This is a genomic window from Psychrosphaera sp., from assembly GCF_982872775.1.
Window position 1 is genome coordinate 1 of the sequence record NZ_CEYNSH010000024.1, and the last position, 17,006, is coordinate 17,006.

Sequence of the window (17,006 nt, forward strand, 5' to 3'; positions counted from 1 at the left end):
AAGAAGGCAAAGGTACGACAATAAAAGTGGTATTGCCTTTAGAGCAATCTAAGTCGATTCCGAAAAAGCAAAGCGAAAAACAACATGAGGTACCGGTTTTAACGGGGAAAACCATTCTCGTTGCTGAAGATAATGAAATTAATCAATTGTTAGTTCGTTCCATGCTTAAAAATACAGGCGCTGATGTGGTGTTTGCTGAAAATGGCCAAATCGCCGTTGATAAGTTCAATGAATCCTTATTTGATTTAGTGCTGATGGACATACAAATGCCTGTTATGGATGGGGTTGAGGCCTTTAAGCTAATCAAGAGTGTCAATCCCAACGTTCCAGTCGTCGCACTGACTGCAAATGTTATGGTGGAAGATGTAAGACGTTACCTCGAAGATGGCTTTGCCGCACACGTAGAAAAGCCAATCAATATCGATCAATTTTATTCAGAAATTAACCGGTTAATTTAGAGGAATTTAGGTTTGCGTGAGAGCGAGGTAGTGACTCTAATATAAAATACAGATACATCACTAACAGAATCAAAACGGCACCAATACTATAAACCCAGGTGCCATTTAAATAATCCAGTATCAAGCCGCCACCTAATGGCGCAAACGCATAACCAAACTCATAAAATGACGCCGCACCAAAATAAGCACCACGTAGGTGATTTGGCGCGATTCTATCGATATGAACGTTCATTGTGGGAAATAAAATTGTTTCACCAATACTCATAATAGCGATAGAGCCTATCCATCCCCAGTAGTAATCGACTGGGTTTACTGCCATCCAGATTTGGCTAATGAATAACATTCCAAGTCCAATTTGAATTCGCTGAGTAATAGTTAGCCTTGCCATGAGTTTGAGTAGCGGAAACTGTAACGTAATAATGATGATGGCATTTACGAATATGAGTGTGGAAATAAGAGATAACAACTCAGGAACTTCAGCCCTCGTCAAATATTGAATGAGAGTTGTGTCCATTTGCGCATAGACAAACATACAAATCACATTGGCCAAAATTAGACATTGCAATAACTTGTCATGTGCCATGATTTTAAGCGTTGTACTGAATGTTACCTTTGGCGCATCATTTTCAGCTTCAGCTTCAGCGATAGAGTTAGGGCTACCTTTTTTACTGGTACAGCTTTTCTCATTGAAAGCATGGTTATTGTCAGCTGTGTCAATTGAATGTTGCTTAATCGCTTCACGCTTCTTTGAGTCCAGTTTGGCTTGATTTCGAAAACCAAAAAACAACATGACTAACAAGAATGCAAAAGCATAGACCGTCAAATAGAAGCTGCTTTGCTCGCCAGTTAACCCCATTGAGACGCCGATAATAGGGCCAATGGCGCAACCGACATTGATAATAAAGTACAAACTCTGCATTGCAAGTTCGCGAGTACGAGTGTCTTCAATTATGTCACCAACCAGAGCCGATAGCAGTGGTCGCCATAAAGAAGTGGCGATAGAGCACAGACCAATAACGATAACAAACTCAGTCACAGAGTCGGCTTCGGCCAGCATAATAAAAGAAATAATATAAAGCACGCCGGTGCCATACATCATTTTGGTTCGGCCAATGACGTCTGAAAGCGTGCTACAGACAAAACTAATTAACACGGACACAACCGCGGCACCCGATAAAATCAGACCAACATTAGTGGCAGACAAGCCGAATCGGTCATACAAAATAACGGCTAGAAATGGCCACACCATATAAAAACTACCACGGGTTAAAAACGAGCCAAAGAGCATGATCCACATCAACGGCGGAAATTCTTTTAATCTAGATATGGAGATGTCGCTTTGCACTGATTGTCCCTAATTGACTGAAATGGCTTACTTTTATGTAGGCTTGTGAAGAGAGGCAATCATAGAGGAAAATAAAAAGCCGGTAAATGATTAATCACTTACCGGCTTATTTTTATTCGTTTTTGTTGAGTTTAATCCCAACAAAAAGAGGATTATAGATTATTGAGCGTCGTCTAATTTTGGACTAACGGTCTCAATCGTTAAGTCTGGGCCCCAGAAGAAGCGGTTAGCGCGGACTCGAATGAACCAGTAACCTTCTTCAGGTGCATCAAACTCACATACCTCTTCGTTGCCACTTAGACGTGGTGCACAATCAAAGTGTCGACGATTTGGGAAACGACCTTGGCGGACATATAAGTCAGCGTTACCGATTCCACCAGTCAGGCTTACTTTTAGTGATTTTGCATCAGCCGGTACTTTAACTCGGTAAAGTCTAAAGTGACTGAAGAAGGTCAGGTTTTTATATGTCTTAGTCGTTGTTAACCATGGTGATTCACCCATGATCTCAACAATAATTGGATCGTGATCTGACGCACGGAATGGCTCATCAGAATATAAGTTAACCAATTGCTCATCGCTTTTGTATTCCATGTTGTAGTCAAGAATACGCGGCTCATCAGCGTTGATTGACCAGCTTGTTGCATCAACGACTTTCTCAGTTAGAGAAGCACTTGTTAATACGTGGTCAAGCGCACCTACTTGGCCAAAAATGGAGTACGTGTAACTTTCGTCACCCATAAATGCCGGAAGTAAGTCTGTGTAACCAGCTACGTTGAATGTAGTGATTGGGTCTTCTTTGTTGTACGCATTGAAGTCGCCCAATAACACCACATCGTCATCAGCCACACCCGTTGGGTTTGTGTCTAACCAGCTTAATACTGCTTGAGCTGCTTGAACACGACGTAAGTTGTAACAACCTTGGCCGTCTCCTTGGTCTTCGTTCTCAACACCGCCGCTAGAAGAACAACCTTTTGAGCGGTAGTGGTTCACAACGACAGTGATAACTTCGCCATTCGCTGCCTCAAACGTCTGAGCAAGAGGAGGTCGGTTGTGGTATTCAAATGGGAACTCTAGAATTGTTGCCGGAGTACCTACTTCTGTAACACTGAGTTTGTTATAAATCAGCGCAACTTTAATTGCGTCACCACCAAACTCTTCGATACCTGGGTTAACAAAATCATATTCAACGCCAGCTGGTGCGTACTGGTTTAATACATTGACCAACTCTTGAATTGCACTGAATTCACCAAAACCATCGTTTTCAATTTCTTGTAAACCGATAATATCAGCGTTCATTGCTAATAAGGCATTGATGATCTTGTCTAGCTGACGTTGGTACTCACTTTCGCTATCAGCGCCACGTGATGTTGGGAAGCCACCACCAAGTCCGTCACCGTTAAATAAGTTTAGGACATTCGCGTTAGCAATACGTAAGTTACCAACCTGTTCAATCGTTGGTTCGTCGGTGCGCTCGTTGACATGCTCGATCACAGGCTCTGTTGTTGGAATAACACGGTATTGACCAAAGCTGTAGTCAAGCACACCGTTAAGTTCAGTAACTTGATCGCCTAAACGCAACGTATTGTAAGCAGACAAACCACCTTCAGGATAACGCGTCACAGCTGGATTTTGACCGTTGACGCCATCGTCTAACAAGACTTTGTTTAGTTCATTTTGAGCCGTCAATTGCGCGACTTCATCAGAACCAGGTAAGAACAAGTTAGTAGGTGCAAACACACGACCGTTTGACAAAGTTACTTCACCGTAGCGGCCAAGGTTATAGTTGTCAGTAACAGTCAGTGGTGCGTTGATCGTTACCAGCATGCCTTCAATGGCTTCAGGTGCATTTTCATCAGCAAAAGGTAATACAAGTTCTCTGGCTGTAATGTACTCGTTACCGCAAAGCACCGGTGCCTGTGTTAGGGTGATTTGTGTTTTGCCATAAGACTCAGATACTGCGCCCATGACTCGAACGACATCACCAATATTTGGCATTTGACCATCTGCCAACACGTCGTTTTTATCAGATACAAAAATACCTTCTGATGTCGCTGGGTTTTGGTCATCATGGATACTTTCTTCTTGCACGAAGAAACCACCAAGAGTAGGGAATACTGCTGTAACGGCGGCTTCAACAATTACTGTTTCGCCTTCGATTGGTGAACGCTCTGCATCACCTTGAACCACACTGATTAGTGTTGCTGATTCAAAACACTGACCAATAGGTGGTTCGACAGGTTCAGGTGTTTCACCACCACCGCTAAAGGTATGCATACCAAGGTTGGTTGCAACGTCAATTCCTAAACCATCATATTGATCGCCAGGAATGAATTCAGCAGTTAAATCAGTCACACCTGCACTGATTGACGCCTTACGAACGAGAGTGTTGTTTTGTGTTGATGAATCACCACTGCCCCAGCGGCTACCTGGGTCGACACCAACTTTACCAAAGATATCGACAATCTCAGTACCTTTGTAAAGAATGTAAGCGTCGTCACCGTTGTGGTTCACCGAGCTAGACAAAAGGTCAGCGACAGCTTTAATTTCTGCATTAGCAGATGTGTTCGCTATAACAAAAACACCATTGGCAGGAAGTATTCCTGACAATGCAATGTCTGTCCCTTCACCAATATTACGGCCATTGCTAAAACGCGTTAATTTGTATTGGCCTAACGCTAAATCAATATCAGCTGACGTAGGGTTAAATATTTCGATGGCTTTGTTGTTGCTTGAGCCTTCAATGTACTCTGAAATGAAGACTTCGCCTTGCTCTACTTCATGGAAGCCAAGACCAGACGTTTCATCGTTTCCAGCGCCTACCCATTCGATACTCGGATCAAATACATCACCACTGACTGCATCACCTGATGTTACGCTTGATAAGCGACGTAACGTATTGTTTTGTGTAGAACTGTCACCAGAACCCCAACGGCTACCTGGGTCTTCGCCCACTCGACCAAATGAGTCAACTACCGTCGTATCCATCACTAATTCATACGCATCGTCACCATTGTGTGACAAGCTACCTGTGGTTTGTTGTGCAACGGCTTTGATTTCTGCATTTGCACTGCTATGCGCAACAACATAGGTTCCATTTGCTGGAATAATCCCAGTCAGATTAATTGCAGTACCTGACGTATTGCCATTGCTGTAACGCAACAGAGCAACGTTTTGAGCAGCTAAATCAATATCTGCGTTCGTTAGGTTAAATAACTCGATAGCTTTGTTGTAGCTGCTACCTTCAATGTATTCAGAAATGATCAAGGTTGCTGGCGTGTTGCCATTATCACCACCAGTGTCTCCACCAGTATCGCCACCGGTGTCACCGCCTTGTGTATCACAATCGGCAACTGGGAAAATGGTTTCTACCCACTCTGGGTGATCGATGAATGGATTACGGTTACCTTGAAATTCGTAAATACGGTTATTTCTATTTTGTTCAACCGTATCTACAGGGTCAGCATTGTGCCACTCAATCAGTCGACACAACATACCAAACATTGGTTCATCCGAGCTAGTCAGTCGGTTAACCAATGTCAAATCAGGTGTACTTGGGTCAAGTCCTTCGTAACGAGTGTCCATGTAGAACATCATTCGCGCTACATCACCTTTAACCGCGTCACGAGGTTCAAAAGTATCACTATCAACACGATTTTCTGGCGCTTCACTTAGCGGTGCATCGCTCAAATCAAAGTCGTAATTACTGCGCGCTGAGTTAATGCTGACATCTGCAGGTCGAAGATGGTGAATATCGGTATAAGCCATCGTGCTAGACGAGCGGAAGCCATGGCTTTTGGCCCATACGTGCTCACGGTTCCAATAGTCTTGATTAGAACTTTGTGTACCACTCGCATTGTGGACTTTAGGGATTGAAATCCCTTTGTAAATTAGCATCACTTTTGACGAGTCTGCTGGATCTTCATCCGTTTCTGTTAGAGCAGTCCAGGCTTCGCTGTAGGTGAGCTGTTTGTGATTGTTAGTGATTGTAGAGGAGAGAAGGGATTTGATTTCAGCTTGTGTTAAACCGTTTGAGATGGCGGTAGTGACACTAGCGTAGTATTCGGAGTCATTAAAATTGTCAGCGTTTTCAATGGTAGAAAGTGTCGGACAATTAAGACAGGGGTTTGAGACCGTTTCCGCATTTGCCGAGCCCGCGAGGAGGGCCAGTATAATGCTCGTGTAGGTTGTCTTCATTAGATTTCCTTTGTCATTATATTTATGTTTTTTTTGAACAGCACTTTTTATTGTTTTTATCGCTTATTTTTAGCCGTATTATTTTCACTTTTTTTTATGACAAGATCATTAAAAACTGTACTTAAATTGTTATCGAGTTTTTACTCTATTTGGCAAGGTTTTTTTACTTATTGTGGAATCCAATTTTAAACAAAAAAATATACTGACAGCGCTTGTTGCTGTTTTGGATAAATAGGGTCTACCTTTATTCATATATAACTAATTGAAAAGGATTGAGTTTGACTTCAAGCCTAGTGTGGAATTCGGAGTACACGGATTGAGAGCTGACCTCGAACAAATACTGTTAAATCTGAGCTTATCCCCAGAAATCGATCATGGGAATATCGCCGTTGCAGCAAAAAAAATCCTCTTAGCTTGTAGTGAAGGTCTTGGGATAAGTCGTGCAAGTATGTGGCGAGTAAAAGAAGACTGTATTGAATGTACGGTTTTACTTGATGACGGTGAACTCACATATAACCCTGGTGTTGAATTAAAGCGCGTCGATTTCCCCGCTTACTTTAATGCGATAAATACTGGGCGAGTCCTAATTGCGCCTAATGCAGAAACAGATGATGCTACTTCTGAATTTAAAGACTGTTATTTAAAGCCTTTAGATATTAAGTCTATGCTAGATATGCCAGTGCGCTTCAAAGGAAAAATGTACGGGATAATATGCTGTGAAAGCAAAGGCAAGGTCAAAAACTGGCAAGCTGATGAAGTTGTTTTTTTATCTTCTATTGCTGAGATCTGTGGCCGCGCTATTAGTGCGAATTTTCGTATGGAGTACGAAATTGTATTAAAAGCAATTAATGAAAACTTAGAAGAAGTCGTCGCTGAACGCACCATGGAGTTGCAGCAGATAGTTAAAGACTTAAAAGAAACACAAAGTCAGCTAGTTGAAAGTGAAAAAATGGCAGCCATGGGCAACTTAGTATCAGGAGTGGCGCATGAGGTGAATACACCTCTTGGCGTGGCAATCACCTCAATCAGTGCTTTGGGAGACTCTATCAACGCGGTGGAGCAGGCCCTTGAAAACAAAACGTTAACTCAATTAATGTTAGCAGATTGTATATCCGAGAGTAAAAGTGCTGTCGGCTTAGCACTGAATAACTTGGACACAGCCGCCAATTTAATCCACGACTTTAAGCTTGTCGCGGCAGATCAAACCCAAGTGTCTTTGACCACGATTAATTTACGCGAGTATTTATACCACGTTCTTAATACCCTGAAAGCTCAACTGACAATTAATGAAATAAGTCTAGAGTTTTCACCTCAGGCTGACATCAAATTAACAACTTATCCCGGTTTAATTGCGCAAGCGGTTACAAATATTGTTCAAAACTGTATACAGCATGCTTTTGTTGGTGTGAACAGACTAGACAAAAAGCTTCATATAGGTCTCGTCGAAAAGGAACACAGCTGTATACTGTCGATTAAAGACAATGGGTTAGGAATGAGCAGTGAACAAAAAAAGCACGTATTTGAACCTTTTTACACAACAAAAAGAGGCTCGGGTCATAAAGGGCTGGGTTTAGCAATTGCCTACAATACGGTAAAACAACAGTTAAGCGGCAAACTAACTTTAAAATCAACAGTCGGGCAGGGGACTGAGTTTAGTATTGAGTTACCAACAGAATAGTCGTCTGCCATGTGGGGCTTTGTCTTGTGAGTTGCCTAATAAAAAAGGCGGCTCGAGTTTTCTCGTTGCCGCCCTTGAATAATTTTAGCTAACCGTTAAGGTTCTATAACGTAGCGGTCTCTGCCACCTTCTTTTGCTTTATATAGACACTCGTCAGCGCGTTTAATCACACTGTTTAATGACATATCGCCTTTTTGTATTTGAGATGCACCTAAACTAAATGTGATCTTGTAATCATCTGGAATGTTGTCAACTCGGATACTAGCTAAGTTTTCTTTGATACGTGCAAAAATAACTTCAACGTCTTCTTTGTTGGCGTTGTTTAAAACGAGAAGCCACTCTTCGCCACCATAACGGCCAAAACTATCTTGCGTTCTAATTGAGCTCTTTATAGCTTGCGCAATCGCTTTTAACACTTCGTCACCCGCATCGTGACCAAATGAGTCATTGATCCTTTTGAAGAAGTCTAAATCCAATATCGCTAACGTAAATGGTTGACGATTGCGACGCGACAATTGAAAGTGACGTTCGGCAAAATGTAAAATTGCACGGCGATTAGGCGCATCGGTTAAGTGGTCTTTGAGCGCCATTTGTTGGAAGTGATTGCGATTTACCAAAATTCGTTGCAGAAGGTAGCCAACCAATATAAGCACCAATACCGCAAAAGCCATTGCTAAACGCCACAAAAAGCCCTCTCTTTGTTGTTGTTGAAGTTTGAGCTCTTTTAGTTCGTTTTCTTGCTGCAGTAAACGGTTATCGTTTTCTTTTTTCTCCATGTCGTATTGAACGAGTAACTCTTCGAGATTTTTGCGTCCCGACTTTTCATGGATTTTTTGTAACTCTTTAGTTACTTCTGTTTGTAACTCAAATGCTGTCTTATGATCACCTTTCGCTGCAGCCAATTTGGCTTTTTGGCGTTTTAATCCAGCCGAAAATTCGTTGTCTTCTTCGTCTAGCTCATCGATCATTTCTTCTAGTTCGGCAAGCTCTACTTCAGCGTCTTCAACTTGTTTGAGCTCGATCATGCTATTCACTCGACCAAATTGAATATTCATTATGTTGCGTTTGTCTAGGTTTTCTCTGAAGAACGACAAGGATTGATCGTAGTAAAGCAATGCTTTTTCAAAGTTTTCTTGCGACTCGTATAATCCGCCAAGCGCTTTTTTAGTCCATGCTTGTCCGGCAATATCATTTAACTCATTGGAGATTGTTAAGGAATCAGAAAAAGCGGTTTGTGCCTGTTCGTATTGTTCCATTGCCATGTAATTATGAGCGAGGTTAAACAACACAATAGATTCTGAAAAGCGGTTACCTAACTCTCTCATAACCTCAAGCGCTTCTTGTAAATACTCTATTGCTTTTTTGTATTCACTTTCAGAAGAATAGATATTAGCGAGGCCGTTGAGGGTTGAGGCAAGCCCAACTTTAAAATCTATTTGTTCAAATTGTTTTCTAGCAAGGTTGTGATAGGTAACGGCTTGCTCGGTTTGACCCTTGTCAAAAAATTGATTCGCCAATACAGAGTAAATAGAACCTAGCATTTTAGGATCAGTAATCGCCGTCAATTTAGAATAGATGTTTTCTAGAATGTCCGTTGTAGAGCGATTTTGAATATGGTTTATTTGCAGTTGTGCCAATAAAAGACGTACGTTTGCTTCGACCAGTTCGTCTGAGTCGGTAAGCGGTAACAATTGCAAAATAAGTTGCTGGGTGGACTGCAACTGCTCAAGACCAAGCAAAGTCTCCACTTTTAGCGTGCTTGCCTCGATGTAACCTTTTGACCAATTATTTTCTTTTGCAGCGGCAATTAATAGTTCAGCTTCCGCTAACGCATCTTGAGGCGTAATGGAAAGATTATCTTCTAAAGCTGTTAGCTGTTCATTAAATTCACTAAGGCTGGTGGGCGTTTGTGCTTTTACAAGTGTAGAAAACACAAAAAGAGTGAACAGTACTATCTGCAATATTGTTTTTATTATCTGCATGTTTTCGCTGTAAATTCCTATTTTAACAAACCGAAATGTCTGAATTTCGAGGCTAAAAATGACACATTTTCAACAAAAAATCATCCTGTTTGTGAATAAAAATTCAATAAAGGTTTATTTTCAATAAGTTTGATAGATTAAAAGAACGAACCATTTATTTCTTGTCATTTTCCAAGATAAAATAGACAAAAATTTTAGACAGACCAGGACAATGGTGCACATGACTAGCGAAACCACGGCGACGCAAAATTCTACCGCCCAACAAATGCGAGAATTAGAGAGTAAGTTACACTTATATAATCATCAATATTATGTACTCGATGAGCCTACGGTTCCTGATGCTGAATACGATCGCGTATTTAGAGCGTTACAAGCACTCGAGGCACAATTTCCTGATTTACAAGCCCCCGATTCACCTACTCAAAAGGTAGGCGGTGTTGCACTTGATAAGTTTAAACAAGTAAATCACGAAGTCCCTATGTTGTCGTTGGACAATGCGATGGTCGAAGAAGAGTTTGTCGCTTTTAACAAACGAATTGGCGATAGATTAAAATCAAGTGACACTTTTGAGTTTTGTTGTGAGCCTAAGTTAGATGGCTTGGCGGTGAGCTTGTTGTATGAAAACGGTGTTCTTGTTCAGGCTGCGACTCGTGGTGATGGCATGGTTGGGGAGAACATCACTGCCAATGTGAAAACCATAAAATCAATTCCACTTAGACTTAGCGGTGACAATGTTCCTGCAAGAGTTGAAATCAGAGGTGAGGTCTTTTTATGGTTAGACGGCTTTAAAGCGTTTAATGAAAAGGCACTCGAAAACGGGACTAAGCCTATGGTCAACCCGAGAAACGGTGCGGCTGGAAGCCTTCGACAACTCGACTCAAAGATTACCGCTACTCGCCCACTTGGTTTTTATGCCTACAGTCTTGGCGTAGTCAGCGATGAGATTGAATTGCCAGAAGCGCATTTTGCTCGTTTAAAGCAAGTTCAAAAGTGGGGAATGCCGCTTTGCCCTGAAGTACGAGTCGTTAAAGGAGTGGAAGGTGTTCTTGAGTTTTATGCAGACATACAAGAAAAGCGCGCAAAGCTAAATTATGAAATCGATGGCACCGTAATCAAAGTTGATGACATTGCTATACAAGAAGAGCTTGGGTTTGTTGCGCGAGCGCCTCGCTGGGCTATTGCCTATAAGTTCCCAGCACAAGAGGAAATGACTACACTTCGCGACGTTGAGTTTCAGGTTGGCCGCACAGGTGCAATTACTCCCGTTGCTAAATTAGAGCCTGTTTTTGTTGGTGGTGTTACGGTGTCAAATGCGACGCTTCATAACGCCGAAGAGATTGCCCGATTAGGCATCAAAATCGGCGATACTGTTATTATTCGTCGTGCTGGAGATGTGATTCCACAAGTCGTCGGTGCAGTCCTAGAAAAACGCCCAAGTGATGTTCGCGATATTGAGTTTCCAACCCTTTGTCCCGTATGTGAATCTCATGTAGAGAAGCCAGAAGGAGAGGCCGTTACTCGCTGTACGGGTGGCTTAGTGTGCGGCGCTCAGCGCAAACAAGCGATAAAACACTTTGCATCACGCAAAGCGATGGACATAGATGGCCTAGGCGACAAAATTGTTGAACAACTTGTTGATATGTCACTTATTATGTCGCCAGCGGACTTATTCAAGCTTGAACAATCTCAAATTGAGGCACTTGAAAGAATGGGGCCCAAATCGGCTGCAAACTTGATTAATGCCTTAGATGAGGCCAAACAAACGACCTTGGCTAAGTTTTTATATTCATTGGGTATTCGTGAAGTCGGCGAAACGACTGCCGCAAATCTCGCTCAACATTTCTTGACGTTAGAAGCGCTCAAAGAAGCAAGCCTAGAACAACTCATTGAAGTCAGCGATGTAGGTAATATCGTCGCTCAGCACGTTTATTCTTTCTTTAGAGAGTCGCACAATACCGAAATTATTGATGCGCTAATTGAAGCCGGTGTTAACTGGCCTGCGATAGAGAAAAAACAAGCATCCGAACAGCCACTAACCGGTTTGACTTATGTTATAACTGGCACGCTAACCGCTGTAAGTCGAAGTGAAGCCAAAAACCTATTGGTCGAACTCGGGGCTAAGGTCGCTGGCAGTGTTTCGGCAAAGACAGACTACCTGGTCGCTGGTGAAAAGGCGGGTTCAAAATTAACGAAAGCACAAGATTTAAACGTGCCTGTCATAGATGAAGCCGGCTTAATTTCACTATTAGCCGAGCACGGTATTACAGTCAAAAACTAGTCAGTAATGAGCACTTTCGTCAAATATTTGTCGGAAGTGCTTGCACATCCGATCATCAAGGTTACAATCAGGTTATTCATTAAAGTAGTCAGAATGTCATATAAGCCATGGGTAATGAACAACAAATTGGATTGGGAAAGGTCCTCATCCTCGACGAAAACGAGTCTCGCGCAGAACTGATCAGCCATTTATTGACGTTTATTGGTGAGTCTTGTGAAATAGTCAGCGCTTCTTCATTTGCGAAAAAGTGTGAAGAAGAAGACAGTGTGATGGCCTGTATCGTCGGTGCACTCAAGTCGGGAAATCACGAAGATGTTGTTGCTTCTCAACCTGCTATCCCGTTTTTAATTCTTGGTGACACACTCAAATATTTGTTTGAGAAAAAGAATGTTATTGGCTTACTCTCTGAACCGTTGAGCTACCCTGTTGTGATGCAGCAGATCAGAGACTGTCAAGAATACAAACGACTACTTCCCAAACGTACAGCGTTGACTGACGGTTCCAAATTTGATGGTTTAATTGGCTCGACTAATGCGATGCAAACTATTCGCTTCCTTATTAAACAAGTGGCCGAGAAAGACGCAAACGTCTTGATCTTAGGTGACAGCGGCACAGGTAAAGAAGTCATCGCCCGTAACGTTCACCTATTATCGAATCGAAGCAAAGGTCCATTTGTTCCCGTTAACTGTGGTGCTATCCCTGGTGAGTTATTAGAAAGTGAACTCTTTGGTCATGAAAAGGGCGCGTTTACTGGCGCAATTTCCTCTCGAAAAGGTCGATTTGAGCTCGCTCAGGGCGGTACCTTATTTCTAGATGAAATTGGTGATATGCCACTGCAAATGCAGGTCAAATTACTTCGTGTTATTCAAGAGCGTACCTACGAGCGCGTTGGCGGTAACAAAGCGATTAAAGCGGATGTTAGAATTGTCGCCGCGACTCACAGAAACTTAGAAACCATGATTGATGAAGGTAAGTTTAGAGAAGACTTATTTTATCGACTCAATGTCTTCCCAATCGAATCTCCCTCATTAAAAGACCGGGCGGACGATTTAGAGCAACTTATTCAAGAATTTATCGCTCGTTTTGAAAAGCAACACCAAGCCCGATTTAGTTTGACGGAGCGCGCTTTAGAGTCATTAAAACAACATCAATGGCCTGGTAATGTTCGAGAATTAGGTAACTTGGTTGAACGTCTGCTTATCATGTTCCCGAATCAAACGGTTGACGTCCACGACTTGCCTCAGCGCTACTGTTACACAGACGAAGCACCGTTTGTGCCTGAATACCCAGATGAAATTCTAGAGCGTCAAGCGCTTAACGATATCTTTGCGTTCAATGATGAAGAAGATGATGGTGATGAAGAAAATGACTTTGTGATGTCAGCAACCACTTTTGCAGATCCAACAACGGTCATGCTCCCGCCTGAAGGTCTTGATTTAAAAGAATACCTAGCAGAGCTAGAAGTAAATCTTATTGAGCAAGCACTCCAAAACTCGGATTATGTAGTATCTCGTGCCGCTGAACAGCTGTCTTTGAGACGTACAACATTGGTCGAGAAGATGAAAAAATACGACCTAAATAAAGACGATTAAGTGTTGAGTCAAAAATTTGAACCTTGAGGCATTCGCTTTTAGTCGGTTTAAGTTGTTGATTTTATTGGAATAAAAACTTGGCATTCTGGTTGCATTAGTCACTCTGTATTAAAACCAGAGAGGCCAGTATTATGTCAGCCAGATTATCAACCGTTATGTCAGGACGCCGAGTTGTCGATGCTAATATTAAATTAGCGTCGTTCACGTCAAAGTTCAGAAGCTTTGCGGACACCCAGCACAATCAATCGGCGAGTCTCTCTGCATTTGATAAAGACTTCGTCGCCTCATCACACAGTGACAAGTCGGATTCCTTTTTTAAATCAGAGGCTGAGAAGCTCGCTTCAAACGATAGAATTTTGACGAATGACGAATTAACGTCAGATCAAATCGATGAAATGCGTCAGCAAAATGTTGAGCTTAGCCACTTAGTTGACGTACTTCCCAATGGCATAATTGTCCTTGATAACAAGGGCATGGTACGCCAAGCAAATAAACAAGCCATTCAATTACTCGGTGAGCCATTAGAAGGTGAAAAGTGGCGTACTGTTATTGCTCGTAGTTTTAAACCTCGGGAGGACGATGGCCATGAAGTGTCACTCAATACGGGACGTCGAGTAAAACTAGAGTTGATGCCACTTAAATCTGGCCAGTTAATTGTTATGACTGATTTAACTGAAACTCGTCAATTACAAGAACGTATTAGCCATTTACAACGTGTTTCAGCGCTAGGGCGAATGGTCGCAAGTTTGGCACACCAAATTCGAACACCACTTTCTGCGGCCATGTTATACGCTGCCAACTTATCTAATAGCCGACTTAAGGTTGAACAGAAAAATAGCTTTGTGACCAAGTTGTCTTCTCGTTTAAGTGATCTGGAAAAACAAGTGAATGACATGTTGATGTTTGCCAAAAGTGGCGAGAATCAAGTACTAGAGCAGGTTTCATTACAACAGTTATTGACTAGTGTGCACCAAGGTGCAGATGCAATGGTTCAGCAAGCAGGGACCATGACAGTTGAATTACCAGAACCTGATATTTTGTTATTGGCAAATAAAACAAGTTTAGCCAGTGCTATTACCAACCTAGTTCACAATGCGGTACAAGTCGTTGGTGAAGGTGTGCAAATTCATCTGTCTGCAAGACGAATGGACAATAAGCCAAACCAAGTCTGTATATCTGTTGAAGACAATGGACCGGGCATCAAATCTGATGTCATTGATAAAATATTTGAACCGTTTTATACCACCCGTTCGCAGGGTACAGGTCTTGGCCTGTCCGTTGTTAAAACGGTCGCTCAAGCTCATCAAGGTAATGTAGAAGTCACCAACAAACCGTCAGGTGGTGCCATATTCTCAATTTATTTACCGATTAAATTAGCACCACAAAATGATATTCAGCGTGCAGAATCACAACGTCAGGAGGTATTAGCATGAGCCAATCTCAAGTACTAGTTGTTGAAGACGACTCGGGTCTACGTGAAGCATTAGTTGATACACTTTCTATTGCTGGCTACTCGGTCATTGAGGCCGACTCTGCTGAAATGGCATTAGTCAAACTCAAAGAAACGGTGATCGATATAATCGTATCGGATGTCCAAATGGGCGGGCTAAGCGGATTGGATTTATTAAAGTCAGTCAAAAAGCTTTATCCAAATACGCCATTTTTATTAATGACGGCCTATGCAACGATTGATCATGCGGTAGAAGCGATGAAGTATGGCGCGATTGATTACATGGCCAAGCCTTTTGCACCAGAAGTATTGCTTAATATGGTGGGACGATACGCCCCTGTTAAGCAACCAGAAAAACACAACCCAGTTGTTGCAGATGCAAAAAGTATTGAACTACTAAAACTAGCTTCGAGAGTTGCGGCATCTGATGCGTCCGTTATGATCACTGGGCCGAGTGGCTCTGGTAAAGAAGTGATGGCACGTTATATTCACGATCAATCAAGTCGTGCCGACCATGATTTTATTGCAATTAACTGCGCTGCGATCCCAGATAATATGTTGGAAGCAACTTTATTTGGTTATGAAAAAGGCGCCTTTACTGGTGCAGTGCAAGCTTGCCCTGGTAAGTTTGAACAAGCACAACACGGCACTATTTTGTTAGATGAAATCACCGAAATGGATTTAAATCTTCAAGCAAAATTATTGCGTATATTGCAAGAGCGCGAAGTAGAGCGCCTTGGCAGCCGCAAAACAATTAAACTTGATGTCAGAGTATTGGCAACGTCTAACCGTGATTTGATGGCGGCCGTTCAAGAGGGCAAGTTCAGAGAAGATTTGTATTATCGACTTAACGTGTTTCCAATTAAGTGGTTACCACTGGCTGAGCGCAAAGATGACCTATTGCCAATTACGGCGCATTTATTACAACGCTATTGTGTAGAACAAGGTCGTTCTATTCCTGAGTTGAGCGCGGCAGCTCAAGCTAAACTTCTTACGCATCATTGGCCAGGAAATGTTCGCGAACTGGATAATGTTATTCAGCGTGCACTGATTTTGTGTGCGGGTGATAGTATCGAAGCCGATCACATTTTGGTTGAAGAAGTGGCTGTTGATAATATCGCGGCGAATATTCAAGCCTCAAGCAACTCATCATCTTCAGCTGCCAATGGTACAGATCCAAATGGCTTTAAATCCGAAATACGCGACCAAGAGAACCGAATTATTCTGGACGCATTGCAAGCCTGTCATGGCAAGCGAAAAGATGTTGCGGAAAAGCTCGGGATTAGTCCTCGGACACTAAGATATAAACTAGCCAAAATGCGTGAGCAGGGGATTGAAGTTCCAGCCTAACGCACTTTGCAAGTGATTGGTGTTGAAGCGTGATTTAAAGCACAACTTTAAATTAATTTATTTAAACACCCCATTTAACAAAATTAAAACCTGTTAAGCTCCTGTCCACTGTTGCTCGTCCTGATAGAGCGCAGTGGACTTTTTTCATTCTGTTTTTGAACAGTGTCAAAGACCTGTCACTCCTCCTTTACTGTTTTTGTATTTCAACTTTAACTTAACTTGTTGATTTTATTGGTAAATAAGTTGGCACCTTTTGTGCTTTGTTCATTTAGGTAATTAGATTCCCAAGTGAGGAAAGACGAATGAACATTCAAGCGAACAACTTATACGCAGAACTTCAATCGATGGCGTCCCAAGCGACTGGCCAAACGATTCGTCCAAACAATGACATTAATCCTTTTAACCAAGTTCAAAAGGTAAATAATCCGTCATCAGCCAACTTTGGTGAACTACTTAAGCAAGCAGTGGACAACGTGAACGACCTCCAAGCCAAATCCGGCGAGTTGAAAAACGCCGTTGAGATGGGCGACCGTTCAGTATCACTTGCTGAAGCTATGATTGCATCTTCGAAGGCTGGCGTTGCATTTGAGGCAACGGTTCAAGTTCGAAATAAGTTAGTTGAATCATACAAAACTATTATGAGTATGCCGGTTTAAGCATAGGCTTATCGGCTTTAAGT

Annotated in this window: 10 protein-coding genes; 7 read left to right on the forward strand and 3 right to left on the reverse strand. The window is 42.2% G+C overall.

Annotation, left to right across the window (positions count from 1 at the left end; translation table 11 throughout):
• A partial coding sequence (locus tag AC4E96_RS08615) for a response regulator (protein ID WP_490255524.1) occupies positions 1-458 on the forward strand: 458 nt, incomplete at its 5' end.
• Here AC4E96_RS08615 and AC4E96_RS08620 read toward each other — a convergent pair.
• Together AC4E96_RS08620 and AC4E96_RS08625 are read right to left on the reverse strand one after the other, a co-directional pair.
• Positions 442-1,803, reverse strand: coding sequence for an MFS transporter (locus AC4E96_RS08620; protein ID WP_490255525.1), 1,362 nt, complete (start codon positions 1,801-1,803; stop codon positions 442-444). The two genes, AC4E96_RS08615 and AC4E96_RS08620, sit on opposite strands and share 17 nt — an antisense overlap.
• 159 nt (positions 1,804-1,962) lie before the next feature.
• Positions 1,963-5,997, reverse strand: coding sequence for an ExeM/NucH family extracellular endonuclease (locus tag AC4E96_RS08625; protein ID WP_490255526.1), 4,035 nt, complete (start codon positions 5,995-5,997; stop codon positions 1,963-1,965).
• Between the two features lie 316 nt (positions 5,998-6,313).
• Between AC4E96_RS08625 and AC4E96_RS08630 the strand changes: the two genes are divergently transcribed.
• Entirely contained in the window at positions 6,314-7,675 is a 1,362-nt protein-coding gene (locus tag AC4E96_RS08630) for a GAF domain-containing sensor histidine kinase (protein ID WP_490255527.1), read from the forward strand.
• Between the two features lie 95 nt (positions 7,676-7,770).
• Here the strand turns inward: AC4E96_RS08630 and AC4E96_RS08635 are convergent, their stop codons facing one another.
• Complete coding sequence (locus tag AC4E96_RS08635; RefSeq protein ID WP_490255528.1) at positions 7,771-9,657, reverse strand: tetratricopeptide repeat-containing diguanylate cyclase; 1,887 nt, start codon at positions 9,655-9,657, stop codon at positions 7,771-7,773.
• 220 nt (positions 9,658-9,877) lie between these two features.
• Here AC4E96_RS08635 and ligA point away from each other — a divergent pair, with 220 nt between their 5' ends.
• The 5 genes from ligA (at position 9,878) to fliE (ending at position 16,983) form a co-directional block, all read left to right on the forward strand.
• A complete protein-coding gene (ligA, locus tag AC4E96_RS08640) occupies positions 9,878-11,935 on the forward strand; it encodes an NAD-dependent DNA ligase LigA (protein ID WP_490255529.1) in 2,058 nt (685 codons plus the stop codon).
• A 107-nt stretch (positions 11,936-12,042) separates the two neighbouring features.
• Positions 12,043-13,527, forward strand: coding sequence for a sigma-54 interaction domain-containing protein (locus AC4E96_RS08645; protein WP_490255530.1), 1,485 nt, complete (start codon positions 12,043-12,045; stop codon positions 13,525-13,527).
• A 131-nt stretch (positions 13,528-13,658) separates the two neighbouring features.
• A complete protein-coding gene (locus AC4E96_RS08650; RefSeq protein ID WP_488032622.1) occupies positions 13,659-14,960 on the forward strand; it encodes a sensor histidine kinase in 1,302 nt (433 codons plus the stop codon).
• Positions 14,957-16,327, forward strand: a complete 1,371-nt coding sequence (locus tag AC4E96_RS08655; protein ID WP_490255531.1) for a sigma-54-dependent transcriptional regulator — start codon at positions 14,957-14,959, stop codon at positions 16,325-16,327. Before AC4E96_RS08650 ends, AC4E96_RS08655 begins: the two co-directional genes overlap by 4 nt.
• Positions 16,328-16,629: 302 nt before the next feature.
• Entirely contained in the window at positions 16,630-16,983 is a 354-nt protein-coding gene (gene fliE / locus AC4E96_RS08660; protein ID WP_488032624.1) for a flagellar hook-basal body complex protein FliE, read from the forward strand.
• The last annotated feature ends 23 nt before the right edge of the window (positions 16,984-17,006 follow it).